This is a genomic window from Qipengyuania proteolytica, from assembly GCF_019711565.1.
Lineage (GTDB): Bacteria > Pseudomonadota > Alphaproteobacteria > Sphingomonadales > Sphingomonadaceae > Qipengyuania > Qipengyuania proteolytica.
Genome location: NZ_JAIGNN010000002.1, coordinates 161,762 through 184,548, shown reverse-complemented (window position 1 = coordinate 184,548; position 22,787 = coordinate 161,762). Strand labels below are relative to the sequence as shown.

21 protein-coding genes are annotated in these 22,787 nt (G+C 63.6%); 14 read left to right on the top strand and 7 right to left on the bottom strand.

What is annotated here, in order from left to right:
• The first annotated feature begins 200 nt into the window (after positions 1 to 200).
• Genes K3172_RS09775 through K3172_RS09755 form a run of 5 tightly spaced genes read left to right on the top strand, consistent with a single transcriptional unit; the run spans position 201 to position 3,505 of the window.
• The gene (locus K3172_RS09775; RefSeq protein ID WP_221589545.1) at positions 201 to 1,460 is read left to right on the top strand and encodes a pilus assembly protein TadG-related protein; all 1,260 of its coding nucleotides are present in this window, start codon (positions 201 to 203) and stop codon (positions 1,458 to 1,460) included.
• The gene (locus tag K3172_RS09770) at positions 1,457 to 1,918 is read left to right on the top strand and encodes a TadE/TadG family type IV pilus assembly protein (protein WP_221589543.1); all 462 of its coding nucleotides are present in this window, start codon (positions 1,457 to 1,459) and stop codon (positions 1,916 to 1,918) included. The genes K3172_RS09775 and K3172_RS09770 overlap by 4 nt, the downstream gene beginning before the upstream one ends.
• Positions 1,915 to 2,319 (top strand): TadE/TadG family type IV pilus assembly protein, encoded by a 405-nt coding sequence (locus tag K3172_RS09765; RefSeq protein ID WP_221589540.1) that lies wholly within the window; start codon positions 1,915 to 1,917, stop codon positions 2,317 to 2,319. The genes K3172_RS09770 and K3172_RS09765 overlap by 4 nt, the downstream gene beginning before the upstream one ends.
• A gap of 43 nt (positions 2,320 to 2,362) precedes the next feature.
• Positions 2,363 to 3,016: a hypothetical protein gene (locus tag K3172_RS09760; RefSeq protein ID WP_221589538.1), complete on the top strand. Its 654-nt coding sequence runs from the start codon at positions 2,363 to 2,365 to the stop codon at positions 3,014 to 3,016.
• Positions 3,017 to 3,046: 30 nt separating this feature from the next.
• Positions 3,047 to 3,505, top strand: coding sequence for an EF-hand domain-containing protein (locus tag K3172_RS09755; protein WP_221589536.1), 459 nt, complete (start codon positions 3,047 to 3,049; stop codon positions 3,503 to 3,505).
• Here K3172_RS09755 and trmFO read toward each other — a convergent pair.
• Complete coding sequence (gene trmFO, locus K3172_RS09750; protein WP_221589534.1) at positions 3,502 to 4,869, bottom strand: methylenetetrahydrofolate--tRNA-(uracil(54)-C(5))-methyltransferase (FADH(2)-oxidizing) TrmFO; 1,368 nt, start codon at positions 4,867 to 4,869, stop codon at positions 3,502 to 3,504. The genes K3172_RS09755 and trmFO overlap by 4 nt on opposite strands.
• A gap of 68 nt (positions 4,870 to 4,937) precedes the next feature.
• Here trmFO and K3172_RS09745 point away from each other — a divergent pair, with 68 nt between their 5' ends.
• Entirely contained in the window at positions 4,938 to 5,597 is a 660-nt protein-coding gene (locus K3172_RS09745; protein ID WP_221589532.1) for a lysoplasmalogenase family protein, read from the top strand.
• On the opposite strand, the gene K3172_RS09740 is transcribed toward K3172_RS09745, so the two are convergent.
• Both K3172_RS09740 and gyrA read right to left on the bottom strand, forming a co-directional pair.
• On the bottom strand, positions 5,594 to 6,436 hold the full coding sequence (locus K3172_RS09740; RefSeq protein WP_221589530.1) for a TauD/TfdA dioxygenase family protein: 843 nt from the start codon (positions 6,434 to 6,436) through the stop codon (positions 5,594 to 5,596). The genes K3172_RS09745 and K3172_RS09740 overlap by 4 nt on opposite strands.
• Positions 6,433 to 9,273, bottom strand: coding sequence for a DNA gyrase subunit A (gene gyrA / locus K3172_RS09735; protein ID WP_221589528.1), 2,841 nt, complete (start codon positions 9,271 to 9,273; stop codon positions 6,433 to 6,435). The genes K3172_RS09740 and gyrA overlap by 4 nt, the downstream gene beginning before the upstream one ends.
• 301 nt (positions 9,274 to 9,574) lie before the next feature.
• On the opposite strand from gyrA, the gene K3172_RS09730 reads away from it, so the two are divergent.
• On the top strand, positions 9,575 to 10,846 hold the full coding sequence (locus K3172_RS09730) for a hypothetical protein (RefSeq protein WP_221589526.1): 1,272 nt from the start codon (positions 9,575 to 9,577) through the stop codon (positions 10,844 to 10,846).
• Positions 10,847 to 10,915: 69 nt separating this feature from the next.
• On the opposite strand, the gene K3172_RS09725 is transcribed toward K3172_RS09730, so the two are convergent.
• Both K3172_RS09725 and K3172_RS09720 read right to left on the bottom strand, forming a co-directional pair.
• The gene (locus tag K3172_RS09725; RefSeq protein ID WP_221589524.1) at positions 10,916 to 11,650 is read right to left on the bottom strand and encodes an NYN domain-containing protein; all 735 of its coding nucleotides are present in this window, start codon (positions 11,648 to 11,650) and stop codon (positions 10,916 to 10,918) included.
• A gap of 39 nt (positions 11,651 to 11,689) precedes the next feature.
• Positions 11,690 to 12,331, bottom strand: a complete 642-nt coding sequence (locus K3172_RS09720) for a carbonic anhydrase (protein WP_221589522.1) — start codon at positions 12,329 to 12,331, stop codon at positions 11,690 to 11,692.
• A gap of 145 nt (positions 12,332 to 12,476) precedes the next feature.
• Between K3172_RS09720 and lipA the strand changes: the two genes are divergently transcribed.
• Positions 12,477 to 13,418, top strand: a complete 942-nt coding sequence (lipA, locus tag K3172_RS09715) for a lipoyl synthase (RefSeq protein ID WP_221589520.1) — start codon at positions 12,477 to 12,479, stop codon at positions 13,416 to 13,418.
• A complete protein-coding gene (locus K3172_RS09710) occupies positions 13,418 to 13,876 on the top strand; it encodes a type II toxin-antitoxin system RatA family toxin (protein WP_221589518.1) in 459 nt (152 codons plus the stop codon). Before lipA ends, K3172_RS09710 begins: the two co-directional genes overlap by 1 nt.
• On the opposite strand, the gene K3172_RS09705 is transcribed toward K3172_RS09710, so the two are convergent.
• Positions 13,837 to 14,340 (bottom strand): CinA family protein, encoded by a 504-nt coding sequence (locus K3172_RS09705; RefSeq protein WP_221589516.1) that lies wholly within the window; start codon positions 14,338 to 14,340, stop codon positions 13,837 to 13,839. The genes K3172_RS09710 and K3172_RS09705 overlap by 40 nt on opposite strands.
• Positions 14,341 to 14,350: 10 nt before the next feature.
• Complete coding sequence (locus tag K3172_RS09700) at positions 14,351 to 15,493, bottom strand: bifunctional 2-C-methyl-D-erythritol 4-phosphate cytidylyltransferase/2-C-methyl-D-erythritol 2,4-cyclodiphosphate synthase (protein ID WP_221589514.1); 1,143 nt, start codon at positions 15,491 to 15,493, stop codon at positions 14,351 to 14,353.
• Positions 15,494 to 15,572: 79 nt separating this feature from the next.
• On the opposite strand from K3172_RS09700, the gene dusB reads away from it, so the two are divergent.
• The 5 genes from dusB to ntrX all read left to right on the top strand — a co-directional run bounded on the left by dusB (position 15,573) and on the right by ntrX (position 22,756).
• Positions 15,573 to 16,592: a tRNA dihydrouridine synthase DusB gene (gene dusB, locus K3172_RS09695; protein WP_221589512.1), complete on the top strand. Its 1,020-nt coding sequence runs from the start codon at positions 15,573 to 15,575 to the stop codon at positions 16,590 to 16,592.
• Positions 16,589 to 17,650, top strand: a complete 1,062-nt coding sequence (locus K3172_RS15750; RefSeq protein ID WP_221589509.1) for a two-component system sensor histidine kinase NtrB — start codon at positions 16,589 to 16,591, stop codon at positions 17,648 to 17,650. The genes dusB and K3172_RS15750 overlap by 4 nt, the downstream gene beginning before the upstream one ends.
• A 9-nt stretch (positions 17,651 to 17,659) precedes the next feature.
• Positions 17,660 to 19,072, top strand: a complete 1,413-nt coding sequence (ntrC, locus tag K3172_RS09685) for a nitrogen regulation protein NR(I) (RefSeq protein WP_221589507.1) — start codon at positions 17,660 to 17,662, stop codon at positions 19,070 to 19,072.
• Positions 19,073 to 19,133: 61 nt separating this feature from the next.
• A complete protein-coding gene (locus K3172_RS09680) occupies positions 19,134 to 21,344 on the top strand; it encodes a sensor histidine kinase (protein WP_221589505.1) in 2,211 nt (736 codons plus the stop codon).
• A 26-nt stretch (positions 21,345 to 21,370) separates the two neighbouring features.
• On the top strand, positions 21,371 to 22,756 hold the full coding sequence (gene ntrX, locus K3172_RS09675) for a nitrogen assimilation response regulator NtrX (protein WP_221589503.1): 1,386 nt from the start codon (positions 21,371 to 21,373) through the stop codon (positions 22,754 to 22,756).
• The last annotated feature ends 31 nt before the right edge of the window (positions 22,757 to 22,787 follow it).

Here is a 22,787-nt window from a genome sequence, read left to right as displayed (position 1 = left end):
TTGGGCCACGTAATGGCTAATTCCTACCAGACCGATCTAATCGTTAACGCGAGCCTTACGGGCCTGAAGGCCTTGAAAATAGGCGACAATATGTGGGTGTAAAATGTGCATTTTTACCTCCCTTTAAGCATGATGTTTTACGTCGTTCTCACACGCTGACGGCATAAGGCGGGATGAGCCAGAGCCATAGGAATGGTTATATGTTCGATCGTTTGAAGAGCCTCCTGCGCGAAGTCCGCGATGACCGCAGCGGAAACGTGCTCACCCTGATGGGCCTGTCCATGATCCCGCTGATCGGGACGCTTGGCCTTGCCGTGGATGCGGCACAGTGGATCAGCTGGAAGCGCGACCTGCGCAGTGCCGCTGACTCCGCCGCGATGGCCGGCGGGCTCGAGCTCAAGAACAGCGGTAATGCCGAAAGGGTGAACGCAGCCGTCCGCAAGGTCCTCGGCTACAACACGCAGCACGCCTACACGATCGTGGCGGTCGAAACGCCGCCTACGGCCGGCACCTTCGCGGGACAGCAGGGCATGGTCCGAGTGGTTCTCTCCACCAGCCAGAAGCTGCCATTCTCGAGCCTGTTCCTGCCGACCACCCCCGTCATCCGGGTGGAAGCAGTGGCGCAGGCGTCCAGCGAAGTCGCGAACTGCATGGTCGCACTTGCCCCGTCCGGGATCGCCATGTCGATCACCGGCGCCGCCTCGGTCAACATGAACTGCGGGATGCAGTCGAACAGCAATTTCGACGCTACTGCCACCGGGTCGATCAACGCAGGCGCGTTGTCGGCTGTCGGCACCGTCAACGAAGGCAACCGCATTTCCGGGACGACCGCGATCAACAATGGCGTCGTCGCGGAAGCCGATCCCTATGCCGGGGTCATCACGGATCCAAACGAGGTATGCAGCAACTGGCCGCTGATCTCGGGGACCAATAACCCCCCCCTGACACCTGGTTGCTACAAGGGCATACAGGTGCAGGCCAATGCCAAAATCACCTTGTCTCCGGGGACCTATTACCTGGGTGAAAAGGGGCTGAGCATCGGCGGTAACGCGACAGTTATCGGGAACGAAGTCACCCTCGTGTTCACCAACACGGCATCCCCGTTCAACTCGAGCAAGATCGGGACTTTCAGCGCGCAAGGCACATCGACCGTACAGCTGACTTCGCCTTCGACGGGGACCTATGCCGGCATCCTGATGCACCAGGACAGCCGCACGCCGTTCAGCAACACCACCCGTATGTTCATTACGGGCGACAGCAGGTCGCAGTTCGATGGCGCGATCTACGCCCCGAGCACGGAAGTTGCTTTCAGCGGCAACAGCGGCATGACCACGGACTGCCTCCAGATCATCGCCTGGTATGTTACCTTCACCGGCAGCACCTCGGTCTCCAACTCCTGCCCCTCGGGACGCGGCGTCGTCTCCTATTCGGGCGAAGAAGTGCTGAGGCTCCGCCAATGATCCGCGCGCTGAAAAACCGCCTCGCGCGCGAGACGCGCGGTACGGCAACCGTCGAGCTCGCTCTTGCGACCCCTGTGCTGCTTACGATGGCTTTGGCCGGCATCGATGTGGCGCTCGGCTTCGTGCACAAGCTCCAGGTCCAGCAGTACGCACAGATCGGCGGCGACTATGTCATGTCGGAGATGGAGAATGTGCCGCTGGACGCGGAGGTCAAACTGCGCGTCAACGAAGGTAGCGCCGTTCCCGTGACCGACATCACGGTGGATACCTGGACCGAATGCAACGGCGTCAAGGTCATGTCGCCAACTTGCGTAGGGCAATTGACGGGCGCGACCGAAACCAAGTTCATGCAGATCGAGGTCAAGAAGGTCTATAACCCAATCCTAAACATTCCCGGATATGCCAATTACGTGAAGCAATTCACGAGCACGGGCAAGGTCACTTTGCAGGTGAAATGATGGGACGGTTCAGGAATATCCTTCGCAATAGCAGGGGCGCTGCCGCGGTCGAGTTCGGCCTCGCGATACCGGTCGCGCTCGTCCTGATCCTCGGCTGCATGAATTTCGGCATCTACCTGTATTTCAAGAATTCGATGGCTGCCGCGATCGATGAGACCGCGCGCTCTGCCATCCTGTGGCCGACACCGGACGACACGCAGCTGACGACCAATTTCGAAAACTCTCTGCTGACCGCGAAGACTTTCGGTTCGGCGCAGCTGGCGATTAGCCATGGCACCTCGACCGATGGGCGCGACTACGTCGACCTCACCGGCACCGGCAGCTATTCGATCAATCTCGTTTTCTTCAACCTCGGAGCAATCCCCGTGCGCTCGACGCGCCGGGCTTTCGTCCAGGCCTGATCTGCGCCATAGGCTGCGCGATGGACAGCGTGGCCCGGCCAGCATGACGGACGAAGACTTGCCGCCCGAGGCGCGCGTCGCGATCGGCTATGCCGGAATGGCCGATCGCGACGCTTTTGCGTCCTTCTTGACCCTCGATCGTCAGCTTGCCCGCGCAGTTGCCGTGGCGAGCGAGCCAATTGTCGGGCAATTGCGTCTGGCATGGTGGCGCGACGCATTGTCCGCGGAAGCATCCGGCCGCCCCCTCGGCAATCCGTTACTCGACGCGATCGCAATGGCTTTCGGGCCGCTCGCCGTCCGCCTTGTGCCGCTGGTCGACGGATGGGAAGCCATCCTGCTGTCTGACGGGCTCGAGATGGACTCGATAGCTAGCTTGAGCCTCGGACGCGAAGAGGCTTGGCTCGCGCTCGCAGGGGCGATCGGCGCACCGGACGAAAGAACTGCGGTCAGGCACGCTGCCGGACGCTGGGCGGTCGCCGACCTCCTCGCGGGGCTCTCTGAGCCGGGCGAACGTGCAAGCGTCCTGGAATTGGCGCGGGGCATGCCCGATGACGATCCTCGTTTGTCGCGGCCGTTGCGCCCGCTCGCGATCCTCGATCGTCTCGCGCGGCGCTCGTTCGCTGCCGGCGGAGCGCCCTTGCTGGCAGACCGGGCGGGCGCATTGGTTGCATTGCGCGCCGGGCTGTTCGGCCGCTAGAAGACACGTTTAAAATCAGGGAGTCGCAGCGTGAAAGGTCTGGTTCTCGGCAGTGTGGCGACCCTTGGCCTTGTCGGTCTGGGGCTGTTCTGGTGGCAGGGCAGGGCCGAAGTCGAACAAGGTGCGCCTCCGCCGCTGGCCACGGAATCCGCTGTACCGCTACCCGATACCCCGCCGGTCGCACCGGGTGACGCTATCGGGCCCGAACCGCCCCAGGCAACCGAGCTGACGCGCGAGCAGCAGCGCTTCTTCCGCTACGACCGCAATCGCGATTGGCGCATCACCCGCACGGAAATGCTCTCCACCCGCAGCGATGCCTTCCGCAAACTCGACAAGGACGGCAACAACCTCCTCGATTTCGAGGAATGGGCGGTGGCGACGGTCGACAAGTTCGAAGGAGCCGACAACGACGGCGACAATGAATTGACGCCGGGCGAATTCGCTACGACCGCTCCGAAGCCGGCGAAAAAGCGCAGCTGCGCCTGTTAGGCGGCGACCAGTTCGGTGTTGGCGATCCAGTCCTTCAGATCGGCCTTGGCGCGGCCCGTGTAGGCTTCCTTGCGCTGCTTCTTTCCGACCTCATGAAGTGGCGGGAACAGCCCGAAGTTGACGTTCATCGGCTGATAGGTCTCCGCTTCCGCATCGCCGGTGATATGCGCGAGCAAGGCCCCGAAAGCTGTTGTGCGAGGCGGCGCGGACCAGTCGCGTCCCGATAGCTCGGCAGCTGCCATCAGGCCGGCCATCAGGCCGACGGCCGAACTTTCGACATAGCCTTCACAGCCTGTCACCTGCCCGGCGAACCGGATGTGCTCGGCGCCCTTCAGGCGTAGCTGGCGGTCGAGGACCATGGGCGAATTGAGGAAGGTGTTGCGATGCAGACCGCCGAGCCGCGCGAATTCGGCGTTCTCCAGCCCCGGGATAGTCCGGAACAGCTCGATCTGTGCGGCATATTTCAGCTTGGTCTGGAAGCCGACCATGTTCCAGAGCGTGCCCAGCTTGTTGTCCTGCCGCAGCTGGACGACCGCATAGGGCCAGCGCCCCTGCGGGAATTCGTCGGACGTATCGAAAGGGTTGTCGAGTCCGACACCCTTCATCGGGCCGTATCGCAGGGTCTCGACGCCGCGCGCGGCCATCACCTCGATCGGCATGCAGCCGTCGAAATAGGGCGTGTCCTTTTCCCACTCGCGGAACTCTGTCTTCTCGCCGTCCATCAGGCCCTGGTGGAAGGCCAGATACTGGTCCTTCGTCATCGGGCAATTGATGTAGTCGCCGCCTTCGTTGGAGGCTTCGGTGCGCTTGTTCCAGCGCGACTGGATCCAGCACTTCGACATGTCGATGCTGTCGTGGTGGACGATCGGGGCGATCGCATCGAAGAAGGCGAGCCGTTCCTGGCCGGTCGCCTTGACTATGCTTTCGGCAAGCGACTGGGCGGTGAGCGGGCCGGTGGCGACGATCGTCGGTCCGGTATCGGGCAGGGCATCGATCCGCTCGCGTACAACCGTCACCTTGGGGTGCTCGAGCAGCGTGCGCTCAACTTCGGCGGAGAACACGTCGCGGTCGACCGCCATCGCGGAGCCGGCGGGGACGCGGGCGGTCTCGCCCGCGCGCATAATCAGGCTGTCGAGTTCGCGCATCTCGTAATGGAGCAGGCCAACGGCGTTCTTGTCGCTGTCGTCGGAGCGGAAGCTGTTCGAGCAGACGAGCTCGGCCAACCCTTCGGTCTGGTGGGCCGGCGTCATGTCGCCGCCGCCGCGCATCTCGGACAGGCGAACCGTGAAGCCGCGCTGCGCCAGTTGCCAGGCCGCCTCGCTACCGGCCAGGCCGCCACCGATTATGTGGATATCGTGGGTCATTCCGGGCGCAGTTAGGCTTGCAAGCGTGGCCCATCAAGCCCTAGCGCCCGCAGGGAAGGGGGAGGAGCATGCCCAGACGCGCACTTGCAGAACATCGTCCATGGTTGCTGGCCAGCCTCACGGCTTCTGTGCTGTTCTATTTCGTGACGAAGCAATGGCTACCGGGCGCGCCTATGCCGGAGCTTTACCAGGCCTTGCTCAAAGGGTCGGCCGTTGCATTCCTCGCCGTCTATGCATGGGTTCGCCATCCGGAACGCGATGCCAAGGTAATTTCGCTGGTCATGATGCTTGGCGCGCTGGGCGATGCGCTGCTCGATCTGTTCTTCGAGGTCGGGGCAGGCTTCTTTCTCGCAGGCCACCTCGTGGCGAGCGTCTTCTACCTCCAGCATCGCCGCAAAGCCTATCGCGGGACGCAGATCGGTGCGGCCCTCGCACTGTTCTTCGCCACCCCGCTGATTTCGTGGTTGCTCACACGCGATCCGCTAGTGCTGCTTTACTCAGTAGGGCTGGGGACCATGGCGGCGACCGCCTGGGCGAGCCGATTCCCAAGGTATCGCGTCGGGATCGGGGCGGTTCTGTTCGTGATCTCGGACTGGCTGATCTTCGCCCGGATGGGCTTGCCTGCGATGAAAACCGTTGCGGACTGGCTGGTATGGCCGATCTACTATTCCGGCCAGTTCCTGATCGCCACCGGGGTCATCCAGACCTTGCGTAGCGACCGCCCCTAGCCTGGGTGGGCTGCGATCGTGGTGCGGTGCAATTCGCGCCGGTAGCCCTCGTATCCGCCGGTCGCCTTGTGCAGGACTGCGCGATTGTCCCACATGACCAGCATGTCCGGTTCCCAGTGATGGCGATAGACGAATTCTTCGCGTGACTGCCAAGCGGCAAGCTCGGCGAGAAACGGGATGGCCTCGGCCTCGTCCATACCCTCGATCCCGACGATGTATCCCAGGGTCGAGAACAGGCACTCCTCGGCCGTTTCCGGATGTTGTTGGACCAGCGGGTGCGTGCGGGTTTCGCGCGCGCTTTCGCCGGGCCGGATCGCCATGGACCGGCCCTTGTCCTTGTCGCCGTAAGTGCCATCGGGCGCGTAGGCCAGCTTCGCGCTGTGGATCGCGGTCAGCGAGCGCAAATGCTCCTTCCTGTCCTCGGGCAGCGCCGCGAAGGCCGCGCCCTGGTCGGCGAACAGCGTGTCACCGCCGACGGGCGGTATGTCGATGGCGAGCAGGCAGGTGCCTGCCGGCGGGCGCTCCAGGAAACTCCAGTCGCTGTGCCAGTTTTCGGCAAACAGCGGCGAGGTCTCGTCCGCCTCGCGCAGGATGGCGGCGATGTTGCGCCGACCCGCGATAGGCGCAAAGAAGGGATCTTCCCCGAACCCGCCCATGAGCCGGGTGAACGCTTCCAGTCCGTCGTCGTCGAGCGTTTGCTCGGCGAAGGCCAATACCTTGTGCTCGAGCCAGAGAGCGCGAATTTCGGCGACCTGCTCGGCCGTCATGGCTTGCGACAGGTCGAGCCCGGTCACGCGCGCGCCGCACGCCTGTCCGCTCGGCTCGACCTGCAGGCTCATCCGCCGGGCTCTCCTTCGATATTCCGGTCGGAATGCGCTGTGGTGTGGGGCGTCGTTTCCTGCAGACCGCCGCGTGCGGCGATCTCGTTCGCCACGGCCTCTTCGGCCTCGTTCTCCGGCTCTTCGGTTTCGTCGATGAGTGCCGCGCCGACGATCTGCTCGCCCTTCGAAACGTTGAAAATGCGCACGCCCGAAGAGCCGCGACCCGAGATCGAGAAGCCTTCGTGGTTCTCGAACCCGCCTTCGATCAGATGGCGGAAGCAGATCGGCAAACGTATCAGCTTGGCCTGGTCGGTGACCAGCATGAGCTGAGAGTTGTGCTTGACCGGGAAGCTCGCGACGACGGGACCGTTTCGTGCCGGGTTCTTGGCCGACTCGCCGATGTTGGTGAGACCCATGCCGCCGCGACCGATGGTGCGATATTCGTAGGCCGAGGTGATCTTGCCGTATCCGTTGGCCGTCAGCGTGAGGATGAATTCCTCCTCCTCGGCCATGGCGGCAACCTTCTCGGCATCTAGCGTCGGGGCGTTCTCGTTGTTCTTCCACTCGGCAGCACGCAGATAGGCGTCGCGCATCTCGGTGTCGGTTTCACCCGCGTCGAGCACGGCCATCGATACGACCTTCTGCCCTTCCTTGAGCTTCATGCCGCGCACGCCGATGCCGGTGCGGCTCTTGGTCTCACGCGCGTCGGTCGCGGAGAAGCGGATCGCCTTGCCCGAATCCGAAGCGAGGAAGATTTCCTGGTTTTCCCGCAGCAGTTCGACGCCAATAAGGCGGTCGCCGCTGCCTTCGACGAAACCCATCGCGTATTTGCCGTTCGACGGGACATTGGTGAAGGCGTCCATCGAGTTGCGGCGGACCATGCCCTGTTCGGTCGCGAAGACGATGTTGAGCGCGCTCCACTCGGCTTCGTCCTCGGGCAGTGGCAGCACGTTCGTCACCCGCTCCTCGTCGCCGAGGGGCAGGAGGTTGACCATCGGGCGGCCCTTGGTCGTCGGGCCGCCTTCGGGCAGCTTCCAGACCTTCATCCGGTAGACACGTCCGGTATTGGTGAAGAAAAGCACGGGGTTGTGCGTCGACGTTACGAACATTTCGACGACGGCATCTTCGTCCTTCGTCGCCATGCCGCTGCGGCCCTTGCCGCCGCGTGCCTGGGCGCGGAAGGCTTGGAGGGGCGTACGCTTGATGTAGCCGCCGTGGGTCACGGTTACGACCATGTCCTCGCGCTCGATCAGGTCCTCATCCTCGATCCCGTCCCAGGCGGGCGCGATCTCCGTGATGCGCGGGGTGGCATAGCTGGCGCGGATTTCCTCGAGCTCCTGCCGCATCACGCCGTAAAGCTTCACGCGGTCCGCAAGGATCGAGAGGTACTCCTCGATTGCCAGGCTCAGTTCCTTGAGTTCGTCACCGATCTCGTCGCGGCCGAGCGCCGTCAGGCGATGCAGCCGCAGATCGAGGATGGCCTTCACCTGCCGCTCGGACAGGCGGTATGTGCCGCCAGTCTGTTCGTCGGTCGGCTCGATCGCTTCGACCAGCGCGATATATTGCGCGATGTCGCCGATCGGCCATTCCTTGGTGAGCAGTTTCGCGCGGGCATCGGCCGGGTTTGAGGAGCCGCGGATCATCGCGACCACTTCGTCGAGGTTCGAGACCGCAACGACGAGGCCGAGCAAGATATGCGCCCGCTCGCGCGCCTTGTTCAGTTCGAACTTGGTGCGGCGGGTAATGACCTCCTCGCGGAAGCCGATGAACGCCTGGATGAAGTCGCGCAAGGTCAGCGTTTCCGGACGCCCGCCGCGGATCGCCAGCATGTTCGCCGGGAAGCTCGCTTGTGCGGGGGTGTAACGCCAGATCTGGTTCAGCACGACTTCGGGCGAGGCATCGCGCTTGAGGTCGACGACCACACGCACGCCCTCACGCGAGCTTTCGTCGCGGATGTCGGAGATACCCTCGATCCGTTTTTCCTTGGCGGCTTCGGCAATCTTTTCGACCAGCGCGCTCTTGCCCACCTGGTAGGGGATCGAGGTCAGCACGATCGACCGCCGGTCGCCGCGCTTTTCCTCGAATTCATGCCGCGCGCGCATCAGGATCGAACCGCGCCCCGTGGTATAGGCTGCGCGGGCACCCGATTTGCCGAGGATGAGCGGGGCTGTCGGGAAGTCCGGGCCCGGAATGATCTCGAACAGTTCCTCGCTGGTGATCGCGGGATTGTCCATGAAGGCGAAGCAGCCGTCGATCACTTCGCCGAGGTTGTGCGGCGGTATATTGGTCGCCATGCCGACCGCGATGCCGCCGGCACCGTTGACCAGCAGGTTGGGGAAGCGGGCGGGGAGGACTGTCGGTTCCCGGCGCGAACCGTCGTAGTTGTCGGCGAAATCGACCGTATCCTTGTCGAGATCGTCCAGCAGCGCGTTCGCCACGCGGGCAAGACGCGCTTCGGTGTAACGCATGGAAGCGGGCGGATCGGGGTCCATCGACCCGAAGTTCCCCTGGCCGTCGACCAGCGGGACGCGCAGCGACCAGTCCTGCGTCATGCGGGCAAGCGCATCGTAGATCGCGGCGTCGCCGTGCGGGTGGTAATTACCCATCACGTCGCCGACGATCTTCGCACTCTTGCGATAGGGCCGCCCGGCGACGAAGCCGCCTTCCTGACTGGCGAACAGGATGCGGCGGTGGACCGGCTTCAGCCCGTCACGCACATCGGGCAGCGCGCGGCTGACGATCACGCTCATCGCGTAATCGAGGTAGCTCGTCTTCATCTCATCGACGATGTCGATGCGCGTGTAGTCGCCTCCATCGAAGGGAGGGGGATTCAGGACTTCGGTTTCGTCTGACAAGACAGCATTTCCGTTTTGCGAACTGCGGATGTTCAGGAGAGGGCGAGGTTAGGCGAAAGCAGCCCGGCGCGCCACCAAAGCGGCGGAACAGATGGCGCTTTCATGCGCTTTTTCCACATATGGTTGTCGCCGCGCAGAATGGAATGCTTAACGGCGGGCAGGGCTGGCATTCAAAGCCCGTTCAGCCCGGTTTGCATAGAAGCATTTGCAATGAGAGCACACTGGCGGCATTGCCAAAACCACTAGCTGTTTCAGGCGCCGCGCGCGCTCAGACCCCTTACCACTCTTGGGAGCTATTCACATGATTTTCACCCGTCTCGCACGCACGCACGGCACCGCTTCGTCGCTTGCCCTTGCGCTCGCGCTGGTCACCGGCACGGCGATCGCCGCAACTGCGCTCGAAGCGCCGGCCTTTGCCCAGAAGAAGGAAAAGCCGAAGTATTCCAAGGCGTTCACCACCGCCTACGCACCGCTCCAGGCGGCGCTCAGCGCCGAAGCGCCTGATGCGGCGACCGTGAAGGCCGCCATTCCGAGCGTCGTCGCGGCGATTGAGAACGACGATGATCGCTATGCCGCCGGCGGCGCGATCGTGAATGCGGGCCAGAAGTTCAACGACAATGCGCTCGCCCGCCAGGGTCTAGAGCTCATGCTTGCGAGCGGCAAGGTCGCGCCGGAACAGGTCGGCCCGTACAATTTCATGATCGGCCAGGTCGCTTACAACGCGAAGGATTATGCAGCCGCTCGCACGGCTCTGGAGGCCGCCCTCGCAGCCGGCTACACCCAGAATAACCCCGAGGCGATCATTGCGGAAACCTATTTCGCCGAAGATCGCGATGCCGAAGGGCTCGCTTATCTCGCCGGCGCGATCAACGCGCGCAAGGCGGCAGGTCAGCAGGTCGACGAAGACTGGATCCGCCGCGGCCTAGCCGTTGCCTATGGCGCGTCGATGAAGGAGCAGGCGCAGCAGTACGCCAGCATGTATGTCAGCGAATATCCCAGCGAGACGAGCTGGCGCGACGCGGTCGCCATCTTGCTCAACACCGGCGGATACGAAAACCCGGCGATCCTCGACCTTCTGCGCCTCGGCCGCCGGGCAGGCACGCTCAATGACGGTCGCCTGTACATGGAATATGTCGACGCAGCCGACTATCGCCGCCTGCCGGCCGAGGTTGTGGCTGTGATCGACGAAGGCAAGTCGAAGGGACTTCTGCCGGCAGACGACCAGTACGTCAACGACACGCGCAAGCAGGCTGCCGAGCGCGTGGCCGCAGACCGCGCCGACATGGCCAGCCTGATGGCCGATGCCCGCAAGGCTGGCGCTTCGTTCGCGACTGTCATGGCCACCGGCGATGCGCTGCTGAGCCTCGACCGTCCGGCCGAAGCCGAGGAATTCTATCTGAAGGCTTCGGGGATGGCCGGTGCGGACACGCCGATGGCGCTCACCCGTCTCGGTATCGCCCAGTACGACCAGGGCAAGTACGCCGAGGCGCAGGCGACCTTCAACAAGGTCGAAGGTGCGCGCAAGGCAATCGCCAACCTGTGGGGGATTTATTCCACCCAGAAGGGCGGCTGACCACATCGGGTCCTCGGACCCGGATCGAAGAGGGCGCGGAACCCAGCGGGTTTCGCGCCCTTTTTGCATCTAGCGCAGGCGCTTCACGACGATCTGATTGTTCTCGCGCCGGTCGACCTTGAACTGGTCGATCGCTTCGAACAGGTCCGACAGCCGCTTGAAGCCGTAGTTGCGGACGTCGAAGCTGGATCGGTTGCCGGCAATGTTGCCGACTTCGCTGAGCGAGGCGAAGCCTTCCTCGTCGCGCTTCGCAGCCTTCCATGCCGTGCCGAGCAGTTCGATCAGCTCTTCGTCGATGTCGCCGGCCCTGATGGCGGGCGCCTTCGCACCTTTTCCTGCCTGCGGTTCGTCGGTAGCGCCCTTGATCAGGGCATCGATATCGATGAAGCGGGTGCACGCGCTCTTGAACGCGGCGGGGGTCTTGCTGGTGCTGCCGAAGCCGTAAACCACCAGCCCGTCCTGACGCAGACGGGTGACAAGCGGCGTAAAGTCGCTGTCGGAACTCATGATGCCGAAGCCGTCGACCTTCCCCTGGTAAAGCAGGTCGATCGCATCGATCGTCATGGCCATGTCGGTGGCATTCTTCCCTGCGGTGAGATCGAATTGCTGCTGCGGCTGAATGCCGTATTTGTGCGTGATTTCGCCCCATTTGGAGAGATTGTTCTTGGCGAAATTGCCGTAAGCCCGCTTGATGTTCACCTGGCCCAGTTCGGCCATCACGGTCAGGACCGGATCGATGCCCTTGGGGGTGGTGTTGTCCGCGTCGATCAGCAGGGCGATGTTCTTGAGGTCTCTGTCAGCCATCGCGGACAGATGGGCCGACGGTCTTGCGAACTCAAGCGCTTATTCGGCGGGTGCGAACTCGCCCGTGTTTTCGTCGAGAACGTGGAGGACACCCTCGCTGATGGCGAAAAAGGCTCCGCGAAGTTTGAGGTCGCCGCTTGCTTCCTTCTCGCGCACGCAGGGAAACGTGCGCAGGTTCTCGATGCTGACGCCGACCGCGGCCATTTCCATGGCGCGCTCGGCCGCAACCCCGTCCGTGCCATATTTCTCGGCAACCTTGTCCCGCGCTTCGTCGAGCAGGTGGATCCAGTTGGCGACGAAGCCACCTTCGCCGGGTGCCGTGTCGCGCAAGTCCTGCGTCAGCGCCGCCTTGCAGCCGCCGCACATGCCATGGCCCATGACGAGGATCTGCCGCACCTTGAGAAACTGGACTGCGAATTCCAGCGCCGCCGATACGCCATGCAGGCCTGGTGTCGTCTCGAATGGCGGCACCAACGCAGCGACATTGCGGACCACGAAGATTTCACCCGGATCGACGTCGAAGATCTGCGCGGGGTCGACGCGGCTGTCGGAGCAGCCGATCACCATGAGCTTGGGGCTCTGTCCCTCTTCGACGAGGCGGTCATACCGTGCCCGCTGGCGCGGATAACCGGTTTCACGAAAGCGGCGATAGCCTTCGAGGAGATGCGCGAACTCTGGCATTCAGCGCCAAGCCGTCGGGGCGAAGGTGGGGATTGCGATCGCGTCCATGTCGAGGGCCGTAACGGCACTCAAGGGACCGGACAAGTGGCAGCGAATAGCTATGCGGCTTGCCCGCACGCGGGAGCGGGCCTAGATGGGCCGCAACATGAACGACCTATCCACAGTTCCGCAGCCCGAGGGCGACCGGCCGACGATGCAGCGCAAGCCCGACTGGATCCGGGTGAAGGCGCCGGTGAGTAAGGGCTACCACGAAACGCGCAAGCTCATGCGCGAACTCAACCTGCACACCGTCTGCGAAGAAGCCGCCTGCCCGAATATCGGGGAATGCTGGACCAAGAAGCACGCGACCGTGATGATCCTGGGCGATACCTGCACGCGGGCGTGCCGCTTCTGCAACATCAAGACAGGCATGCCGATGCCGGTCGATCCGCTCGAGCCCGAGCACACTGCGGCCGCAGCCGCCGCGATGGGGCTCGAACACATCGTCATCACCAGCGTCGACCGGGACGATCTTCCCGACCGCGGGGCAGGCCAGTTCGTCAAGGTCATCAACGCGCTGCGCCGCGAGACCCCGGACACGACGATTGAAATCCTCACGCCGGACTTCAAGGGCCGGATGCGCCAATCGATCGAGGAGATCTGCGAAGCGGGTCCGGACGTCTTCAACCACAATCTCGAAACGGTGCCGCGTCTCTATCCGACGATCCGGCCCGGCGCGCGATACTATGCCTCGATTCGCCTGCTCGAAGAGGTGAAGGCGCACAATCCGCTGATTTTCACGAAGTCGGGCATTATGCTCGGGCTTGGGGAAGCGCGGCTCGAAGTGCATCAGGTGATGGACGACATGCGCAGCGCGGACATCGATTTCATCACCATGGGGCAGTACCTCCAGCCGACGCCGAAGCATGCCAAGGTCGAGGAGTTCGTCACCCCCAAGCAGTTCGCCGCCTACGGTGCCATCGCGCGGGCCAAGGGCTTCCTGCAGGTCGCGTCGAGCCCGCTTACGCGTTCGAGCTATCACGCAGGTGAGGATTTCGCTCAGATGCGGGCGGCCCGCGAAGCCAAGCTGGCGAAACAGGCTGGCTGATGCCGGGAATTCGCGAAAAGCGTTTTCTCCCCTACACTTGCGAGCAGATGTTCGATCTGGTCGCAGATGTGGGTCGCTACGCGGACTTCTTGCCGTGGGTGATCGCGACCCGCGTGCGTTCGGACAGCGATACCGAAATGGTCGCCGACATGCTGGTCGGCTTCAAGGCGATCCGGGAGAAGTTCACCTCGCGTGTCGAGAAGCGGCGACCCGAACATATCGAGGTCTTCTATGTCGATGGGCCACTCAAGGACCTCGACAACAATTGGCGCTTTACGCCCGCGCCGGGCGGCTGCGAGGTCGATTTTTGCGTCGATTTCGAGTTCCGCAACGCGATGTTCGAACGGCTTGCCGGCCAGTATTTCGACCGCGCCTTCCGCAAGATGATGGGCGCCTTCGAGGCGCGCGCAGATGCGCTTTACGGTAACAGCAGTTCGAGCGCACAGACCGTCGCCTGACGGCGGATGTCCGCGCGCGACGTCGGCTCGAACTTCTTGAGTTCGCCGTCCGGTTCGCCCTCCTGCCCGCGTACGACCCGCGCGAACACGACCGTGCCGACAGGCTTCAGCGCCGTGCCCCCTCCCGGCCCGGCCACGCCGCTGATCGCCACCGCGACATCGGCATCGCTGTTCTGCAAGGCCCCCTTGGCCATCGCCCAGACGCATGCAATAGAGACCGCGCCGAAGGTTTCGATGATGTCGAGCGGTACGCCAAGGCTCTCCATCTTGGCCTCGTTCGAATAGGTCACAAAGCCACGGTCGAGGACGGCGGACGACCCCGGAATTTCGGTCAATGCCGCTGCGACCAGGCCGCCGGTGCAGCTTTCGGCGACCACCACCTTGCGGCCGGCATCGCGGTTTTCTTCGACGACCTGACGAGCGAGGTCTTCGATTTCCTGAGGAAGGAGTGCGCCGTGCTCCATATGGGCTCCGTCAGTTGCGGATCACTGTGGCGATTGCCTGCGCGGCAATGCCTTCGCCGCGACCGGTGAAACCCAGCCGCTCCGTGGTCGTCGCCTTCACCGATACGCGGCCGATGTCAACGCCGATGAGCGCGGCTATACGTTCGCGCATGGCCGGACGATGGGGGCCGATCTTCGGAGCTTCGCAGATGATGGTAAGATCGACGTTGCAAACCGCATAGCCTGCCTCGGCCACGAGTTTAGCTGCATGGACCAGGAACCGGTCGCTGCTCGCGCCCTTCCATTGCGGGTCGCTCGGCGGGAAATGCGTGCCGATGTCGCCTTCGCCGATCGCGCCGAGAAGCGCGTCGACGATGGCGTGAAGCGCCACGTCGGCATCGCTATGCCCTGCGAGGCCCTTGTCGTGCTCGATTTGGATCCCGCCGAGCCAGAGCTCCTCGCCCGCGGCGAGCTTGTGGACGTCGAAGCCCATGCCGGTACGGATGGCGGGCAGGTCGGTCATGAAATCCTCCGCATAGGTGAGCTTGGCCAAGCGCTCGTCGCCCTCGACCAGCGCCACATTGCCACCTGCCGCGCGCAGCACCTGCGCGTCGTCGCCGGCATCGAGTTCGCCTTCCCAGCCTTGGTGCGCCTGCAGGATGGCATCGAAGCGAAAGGCCTGTGGGGTCTGGACCCGGCGCAGTTGCTCGCGCGGCGCGCTTCCGGCCATCAGCCCTTCCTTCTCTAGTGCGAGGCTGTCGGCGACCGGCAATACAGGGATGGCTCCCGCTTGATTGTCGAGCGCTTCCAACAGCCGCTCGATCACGGCAAGCGGCAAGTTGGGCCGGGCTGCGTCATGGATCAGGACAAAGGCTGCGGTTTCGATGGCCTCCAGGCCCTTGGCGACCGATTGCTGACGGGTTTCGCCACCAGTCACGGTCGTATATTCGCCCAAGCCTCGAAGCGCCTCAGCGGCGGCTGCCTCTCCGTTCTGCGGGATCACGACGATCAATGGGCTCGCACCAGCCGCGAGCAAAGTCTCCACCGAATGCCGCAGGACCGGTTTCCCGCGCCACGGCGCAAATTGCTTCGGGAGGGGCTGGCCGGCGCGCAAGCCTTTTCCGGCGGCGACAACGATTGCGGCAAACGGGGGAAGGGTGGCGGCCTCGCTCATAAGCCCTGCGCGCTAGCGGCTTGCCGTATGTGCTGCAACGCACTATGTGCCTGCCCAATATTTAGGCACACACCCGATCATGAGCGCGCATCCCCTCCCTCCGGTTCCCCCGACGCCGATCTCGATCGGGTCCGTGGCTATCGACACGCCAGTCGTCCTCGCCCCGATGACGGGCGTGACCGACCTGCCGTTCCGCCGGCTCGTGCGGCGCTATGGCTCGGGCCTCAATGTGACCGAGATGATCGCCAGCGAAGCGGCCATCCGCGAAACGCGCATCAGTATCCAGAAGGCCGAATGGGATCCGATCGAGGAACCTGTCTCGATGCAACTCGTCGGCTGCGATCCCTCCAGCATGGCCGAGGCGGCCAAGCTGCAGGAGGGCAATGGTGCGGCGATCATCGACATCAATTTCGGCTGCCCGGTGCGCAAGGTCGTCGGCCAGTTGGCGGGCTCCGCGCTGATGCGCGAGGTCGCGCTGGCGACGAAGCTGATGAAGGCCACGGTCGAGGCGGTCGATGTTCCGGTCACCGTCAAGATGCGGATGGGCTGGGACCATTCCGACCTCAACGCACCCGAACTGGCCAGGATCGCAGAGGATCTAGGGGTCAAGATGATCACCGTCCACGGCCGCACGCGAAACCAGATGTACAAGGGGCACGCGGACTGGGCCTTCGTCCGCAAGGTCGCGGATGCGGTCTCGATCCCGGTCATCGTCAATGGCGATATCTGCGGTATCGAGGATGCGGCGAGGGCGCTCGACCAGTCGGGCGCGGACGGGCTGATGATCGGCCGAGGAGCTTATGGAAAGCCGTGGCTCCTTGGGCAGGTGATGCATTGGTGGCGCACCGGCGAGGTGCTCGCCGATCCGGACATGGACGAACAGTTCGCCGTCGTCACCGAGCACTATCGCGCGATGCTGGAGCATTACACGCCGGCAACCGGCGTCAAGATCGCGCGCAAGCACCTGGGTTGGTATACGAAGGGACTGCGTGGTTCGGCCGAGTTCCGCAACCACGTAAACTTCGTCGACGATCCCGCGCAGGTCTTGGGCGAACTCGAGCGTTTCTACGAACCCTTCCTGCGGCAGCGGGCGGCGTGAGCGACCGAGTGGCTGCGCCCGGTCCGGCAGCCCAGATCGCCGGTCTCATCTTTGCGGTGCTGCTGATCGACGAAGCAGGGACGATCGTCGAGGCGAATGCCGCCGCTGAAGACATGCTCGATCGCAGTGCCCAACGCCTGGTCGGGAAGGCGCTGCTCGATGTCCTTGCCATCGACGATACCCGCGTGCGCACCAGCCTGGAGCAAGGCGAGATGCAGATGATCGCGCGTGGCATCGGTATCGCCACCAGCCAACGGGACAGGCGGGTCAATCTTACCAGTTCCCCGATCCACAGCCACCCGGGCTGGCGGGTGATCACGCTTTCGGACGTGGGGCAGGGCGAGGGCAGGGCCGATGACGAGGAGCGTTACGAGCTTCGCGCCCCGGCGGTCCTCGCCCACGAGATCAAGAACCCCCTGTCCGCGATCCGCGGTGCCAGCCAGCTCCTGGCCCGCCGCGTCGACGGTAAGGACAAGCCGCTCGCGCGAATGATTTCGGCCGAGGTCGACCGGATCGCGGAACTGATTGACCGAATGCAGCAACTGGGGAGCAAGCCTGTCGCCGTGACCGGTCCCTGCAATCTGCACGAGGCGATCCGCAACGCCATGGCGACGGTGAGGGCTGGCAAGGGAGAAGGCTGCGAACTGGTCGAGGAATTCGACCCCTCCCTGCCGCCGGTAGCTGCGGATCAGGGAGCGCTCGAGCAGGTCCTCATCAACCTAATCGCCAATGCCTGCGATGCCAGTGGCGAACTCGAGAACCCGCAGGTCACCGTCAGGACCCGTTTCGTCAGCGGCCTCGTCTTCAACGCGATCCGCTTCGGCAAGGCGACACGCTTGCCGATCGAGATCACCGTGACCGACGCGGGCCCGGGCATCGACGAGGCATTGCGCGACCACGTGTTCGAACCTTTCGTTTCGAGCAAGCCGCAGGGGCAGGGGTTGGGCCTCGCGCTGGTGCGCAAGCTGCTCCGCGATATGGGCGGCCGCATCGGCCACGAACGCGACGAGCGCGCGGGCCTGACTCATTTTCGGATCAACCTGCCGGTGGCGGGATAGGGGAGGGACATGGGTCGCAAGGTACTGCTCGTCGAGGACGACAAGGGCATCGCAACGGTCATCACGGAGGCCCTGCGCGAAGAGGGCTATGACGTCACGACGTGCGAAAGCCTTGCCCGACGCGATGCCTTGCTGGCCAACCAAGGCTTTGACGTCATGCTGACCGACGTCATCCTCGAGGATGGCGACGGGTTGGCCTCGATCGATCGCGTTCGCGACGTCGCGCCGGACATGCCGGTCATCGTGCTGTCCGCGCAGAACACGCTCGACACCGCGGTGCGGGCGAGTGACAGCCATGCGTTCGAATATTTCCCCAAGCCCTTCGACCTCGACGAACTGACGCAAGCGGTTCGTCAGGCGGTCGCCAACCGTCCGAGCGCGAGCGGCGGTGAGGAAGGGGAGGACAGCGCGCTGCCACTGATCGGTCGCAGCCCGGCAATGCAGGGCGTGTTCCGCATGATCACGCGAGTCCTGCGGAACGATCTCACAGTCCTCGTTACCGGGGAAAGCGGAACGGGCAAGGAGCTTGTGGCGGAGGCGATCCACGAGCTCGGCGCGCGCAAGACCGGACCCTTTGTCGCGGTCAACATGGCGGCAATCCCGCATGATTTGCTCGAAAGCGAACTGTTCGGTCACGAGCGCGGAGCCTTTACCGGGGCGGTGAGCCAGCAGATCGGCAAATTCGAACAGGCGAATGGCGGTACGCTGTTCCTGGACGAGATCGGCGATATGCCTGCCGATGCCCAGACACGCCTCTTGCGCGCCCTCCAATCGGGTCGCATCCGCCGTGTGGGCGGGCGCCAGGAGATTCGCGTCGACGTCAGGATCATTGCCGCCACCAATCGCGATCTGGAGCCGATGATCGCCGACGGGCGGTTTCGTGAAGACCTCTTCTACCGCCTCAACGTCGTGCCGATACCGCTGCCGCCGCTACGGGAACGGCGTGAGGACATCGGAGCCTTGGTCCGCCACTTCCTCGGCCAGGCCGCGGCGGAGGGCTTGCCGAGACGGCAGGTGAGCGATGATGCCATCGCAGCATTGGCTGCGCGTCACTGGCCGGGCAACGTCCGCGAGCTCCGCAATGTCGTCTTCCGACTCGCGTTGCTCGCACGCGACGACCTGGTCGATGCCGCCGCGGTTGCCGATTGCGTGCCGATGGAACAGTCGCGAACAGGCTCCGAGCGGCAGGACGGGTTCGAAACGGCTCTCGATGCGTGGCTCGCTTCGCACCGGCCGTCGGCAGGAACGCTCTATCACGCCGCCTTGGCCGCATTCGAAAAGCCGCTGTTCGAACATGCGATGCGCGAAACCGATGGCAATCAGGTTCGTGCAGCCCAGCTCTTGGGGATTAATCGCAACACCTTGCGAAAGCGCCTGAGCGATCTCGAAATCCCCCCCGATCGCTTCATCAGGCCGCGCTAGAAGGCGCTTTGTCGAATTTGTACTTGCAGTCCTGCAACAGGGCTGTTGTATGCCTGCCACTATGGCGAGTGTGGCCCGGGTCCAGTCGAATACGACACCGCGCTGGTGGCGCAGGTTCGTCGTGACGTCACGTCGCGCCAATCTTTTCGCCTATATCGAGATATTCTTCGCCGTCGCCTTCCTCGTCATGGTCGCGAGCACATGGGCGGCGTTCACCTCCGCCCCGCCAAACGGGCAGCTGCTCCCGAGCAGGCAGGTGGCCGGGCTGCTCATCGGCACGCTGATTCCGGCGATGGCACTCCTCGTTCTGGCAGGGCGTCGACTGGCGCTGCGCAGGGCTGCGGGTAGCACTGCGCGGCTTCACGTAAGGCTCGTGTTCTTCTTCTCGATGATCGCAGCGGTACCCACCCTACTGACAGCGGGTTTCGCGGCATTCCTGTTCCAGTCCGGGGTCGATTTCTGGTTCTCCGACAATTCGCGCGGACTGATGGAGAATGCGAACCAGCTGGCCGAAAGCTACTACGAAGAGAACCAGCTGAACCTCGCGGACGAGACGATCTCCATGGCGATGGACATGCGATCGATCCTGCAGCGCGTGCAGGTCACCGATCCCAATTTCGCGCTCGTCTACCAGTTCCAGGCCCAGCCGCGGAATGTCATCGAAAGCGCCATCCTGCAGGCCTTGCCCGATCGGACCATGCGGACCGCAGTTGCATACGGCCTTTCCGAGGACAGCGATCCGGTCCCCTTCGCCGAAAGCACGCTGGCAAAGTTCGACTCGGGTGAACGCGTGGTGGTCCGCGGGACCCCGGAACGCATCGAGGCCGTCGCTCCGATCGACCAGCAGGCGGGGATATATCTCTACACTGCGCGCAACGCCGAAGCGGCCAGCTTCCGGAGCTGGGAAAGCGCGCGATCGATCTCGACGGCCTACGACGAACTGACGAAGCGAGCGCGCGCCCTGCAACTGCGTTTCAACCTTGCCCTGTTTTTCGTCAGCCTTGCGCTCGTTGGCGTGGCGGTCTGGTTCGCGCTCCGCTTTGCGGACCGGCAGGTGGAACCGCTGACCGATCTGGTGGCGGCGGCTCGCAAGGTCGGTGCCGGCAACTTCGCGCTGCGGGTCGAGGGACGGACGGGCGCCGACGAGATCGGATTGCTCAACCGTGCCTTCAACCGCATGACGGCACAGCTGGAAAAGCAGACCGATGCGTTGCTGGCAGCCAACGACGAGCTAGAGGAACGCCGCAGTTTCATCGAGGCAGTGCTCGAATCGGTCAGCGCCGGCGTCATTTCGATCGACCGCGACATGAACGTCCTCCTGATGAACGCGCCCGCACAGGCGATGCTGATGGAGAATGCCGAGGCGCAGCCGCGTCCGGCCACCTTGCGCAAATTGGCACCCCAGATCGCGGCGATGGTCGAAGCGGGTCTGACCAAGGGCGTGATCAGCCATTCGCGGCGCGGCGAGTTGCTCACGCTCGCCGTGAAGATCGGCGCGGAGGCGGACGGTCACGTCATCACCTTCGAAGACATCACCCGCCAGCTATTGGACCAGCGCCAGGCGGCATGGTCCGACGTAGCGCGACGCATCGCTCATGAAATCAAGAACCCCCTCACCCCCATCCAGCTGGCAACGGAGCGGCTCAAACGGCGTTATCGCAAGCAGATCGAACAGGATGGCGAACTGTTCGACGAACTCACCAGCACTATCGTGCGGCAGGTCGGCGATCTGCGGAAGATGGTCGACGAATTCTCGAGCTTCGCACGTCTGCCGAAGCCGGTGTTCCGGCCGGAGGATGCGCTGGACCTCGTGCGCCAGTCGCTGTTCCTTCAGGAAGTCGGCCACCAGGACGTGAACTACAGCCTGACGACCGAGTCCGAAGGGCCGATCCGCATCCAGTGTGACCGCCACCAGTTCGGACAGGCCGTTACGAATATCCTCAAGAACGCCTATGAGGCGATCGAGGCGAAGGCGCAGAATGCCGAACCGGACTATCGTGGCAAGATTGGCGTGACGGTCCAGGAAAGCGACGAGTCGCTCACCATCGTGATCGAGGACAATGGGATCGGCTTGCCGCAGGATCGCGAACGCATCCTCGAACCCTATGTCACGACGCGGGAGAAAGGCACCGGGCTGGGCCTCGCGATCGTCAACAAAATCGTCGAGGAACACGGGGGTGAGATGACTTTCTCCTCAATCGAGACCGGCGGGACGCGCGTTGCCATGCGCTTCGCTCGCGACCCGCTGACCAAGCCGGCGGATTCCAATTGATGAAGACAAGCAAAGGGTAGCAACCGATGGCGCTAGACATCCTGATCGTCGACGACGAACGCGACATTCGCGATCTCGTAGCGGGCGTTCTCAGCGACGAAGGCTATGATTGCCGCACGGCGGGCGACAGCACGGCTGCCTTGAAGGAGGTCGATGGACGCCGGCCGAGCCTCGTGCTGCTCGACGTGTGGCTGCACGGCAGTCCGATGGACGGCCTCGAAGTGCTCGACGAGATCAAGAAGCGCGAACCGGACCTGCCGGTCATCGTGTTCTCGGGCCACGGCAATATCGATACCGCGGTGAGCGCGGTCAGCCGCGGAGCGGTCGACTTCATCGAGAAGCCGTTCGAAGCCGAACGGCTGCTGCACCTCGTCGAGCGGGCGACCGAAACCGAGCGGCTGCGGCGCGAAAACACACGTCTGCGCGAGGGCATGGTCAACAGCGGCGAATTCACGGGAAATTCGACCGCCATCAACATGGTTCGCGCAACCTTGAAGCGGGTGGCCAATACCGGCAGCCGGGTCCTCATCAGTGGCCCTGCGGGGACTGGCAAGGAGGTGGCTGCACGTCTGCTCCACAGCTGGAGTCCGCGCGCCGACAAGGCCTTCGTCAGCGTCAATTCTGCCCGCATAACGCCGGAGCGGTTCGAGGAGGAGCTCTTCGGGGAAGAGGCCGACGGCAAGCTAGTGCGACCGGGACTGCTCGAGCTAGCAGACGGAGGCACACTCTATCTCGACGAGGTTGCCGACATGCCAATCTCGACGCAGGCCCGCATCCTGCGGGTACTCACCGAACAGAGTTTCGTGCGTGTCGGCGGGACGCGGCAGATTGGCGTCGATGTGCGGGTCGTATCCTCGACAGCGCGTGATCTCGAGAAGGAGATGGAGGAGAAGCGGTTCCGCGAAGACCTTTTCTATCGCCTCAACGTCGTCCCGGTCGAGGTGCCTTCGCTCGCCGAGCGCCGCGATGATATCCCGGCCCTCGCGGAGACGTTCTTCACCTATTATGCAGCGGAGCAGGGCATCCGTCCTCCGACGATCAGCGAAGAGGCGCTGGCTGCCTTGCAGGCCTACGACTGGCCGGGCAATGTCCGCCAGTTGCGCAATGTGGTCGAGCGAACGGTCATCCTGACCCCCCGTGAGCAGCTGGAGCAGATCGAGGCGGAAATGCTGCCAGAGGAAGTCCTCGGCGGGAAACTCGGCGGGAATGGAGGAGTAGCTGCGCTTATGGGAGCACCGCTCCGGGAGGCGCGTGAGAACTTCGAACGCGAATATCTCGCCATCCAGATCCGTCGTTTCTCCGGCAATATTTCCAAAACCGCCAACTTCATCGGGATGGAGCGATCAGCATTGCACCGGAAGCTGAAATTGCTTGGTATGGCGGACAAGAAATCGGGTGCGGGCAAGGACTGATCTTGCGGAAAGTCCCGCTCCGGCGGTCGAA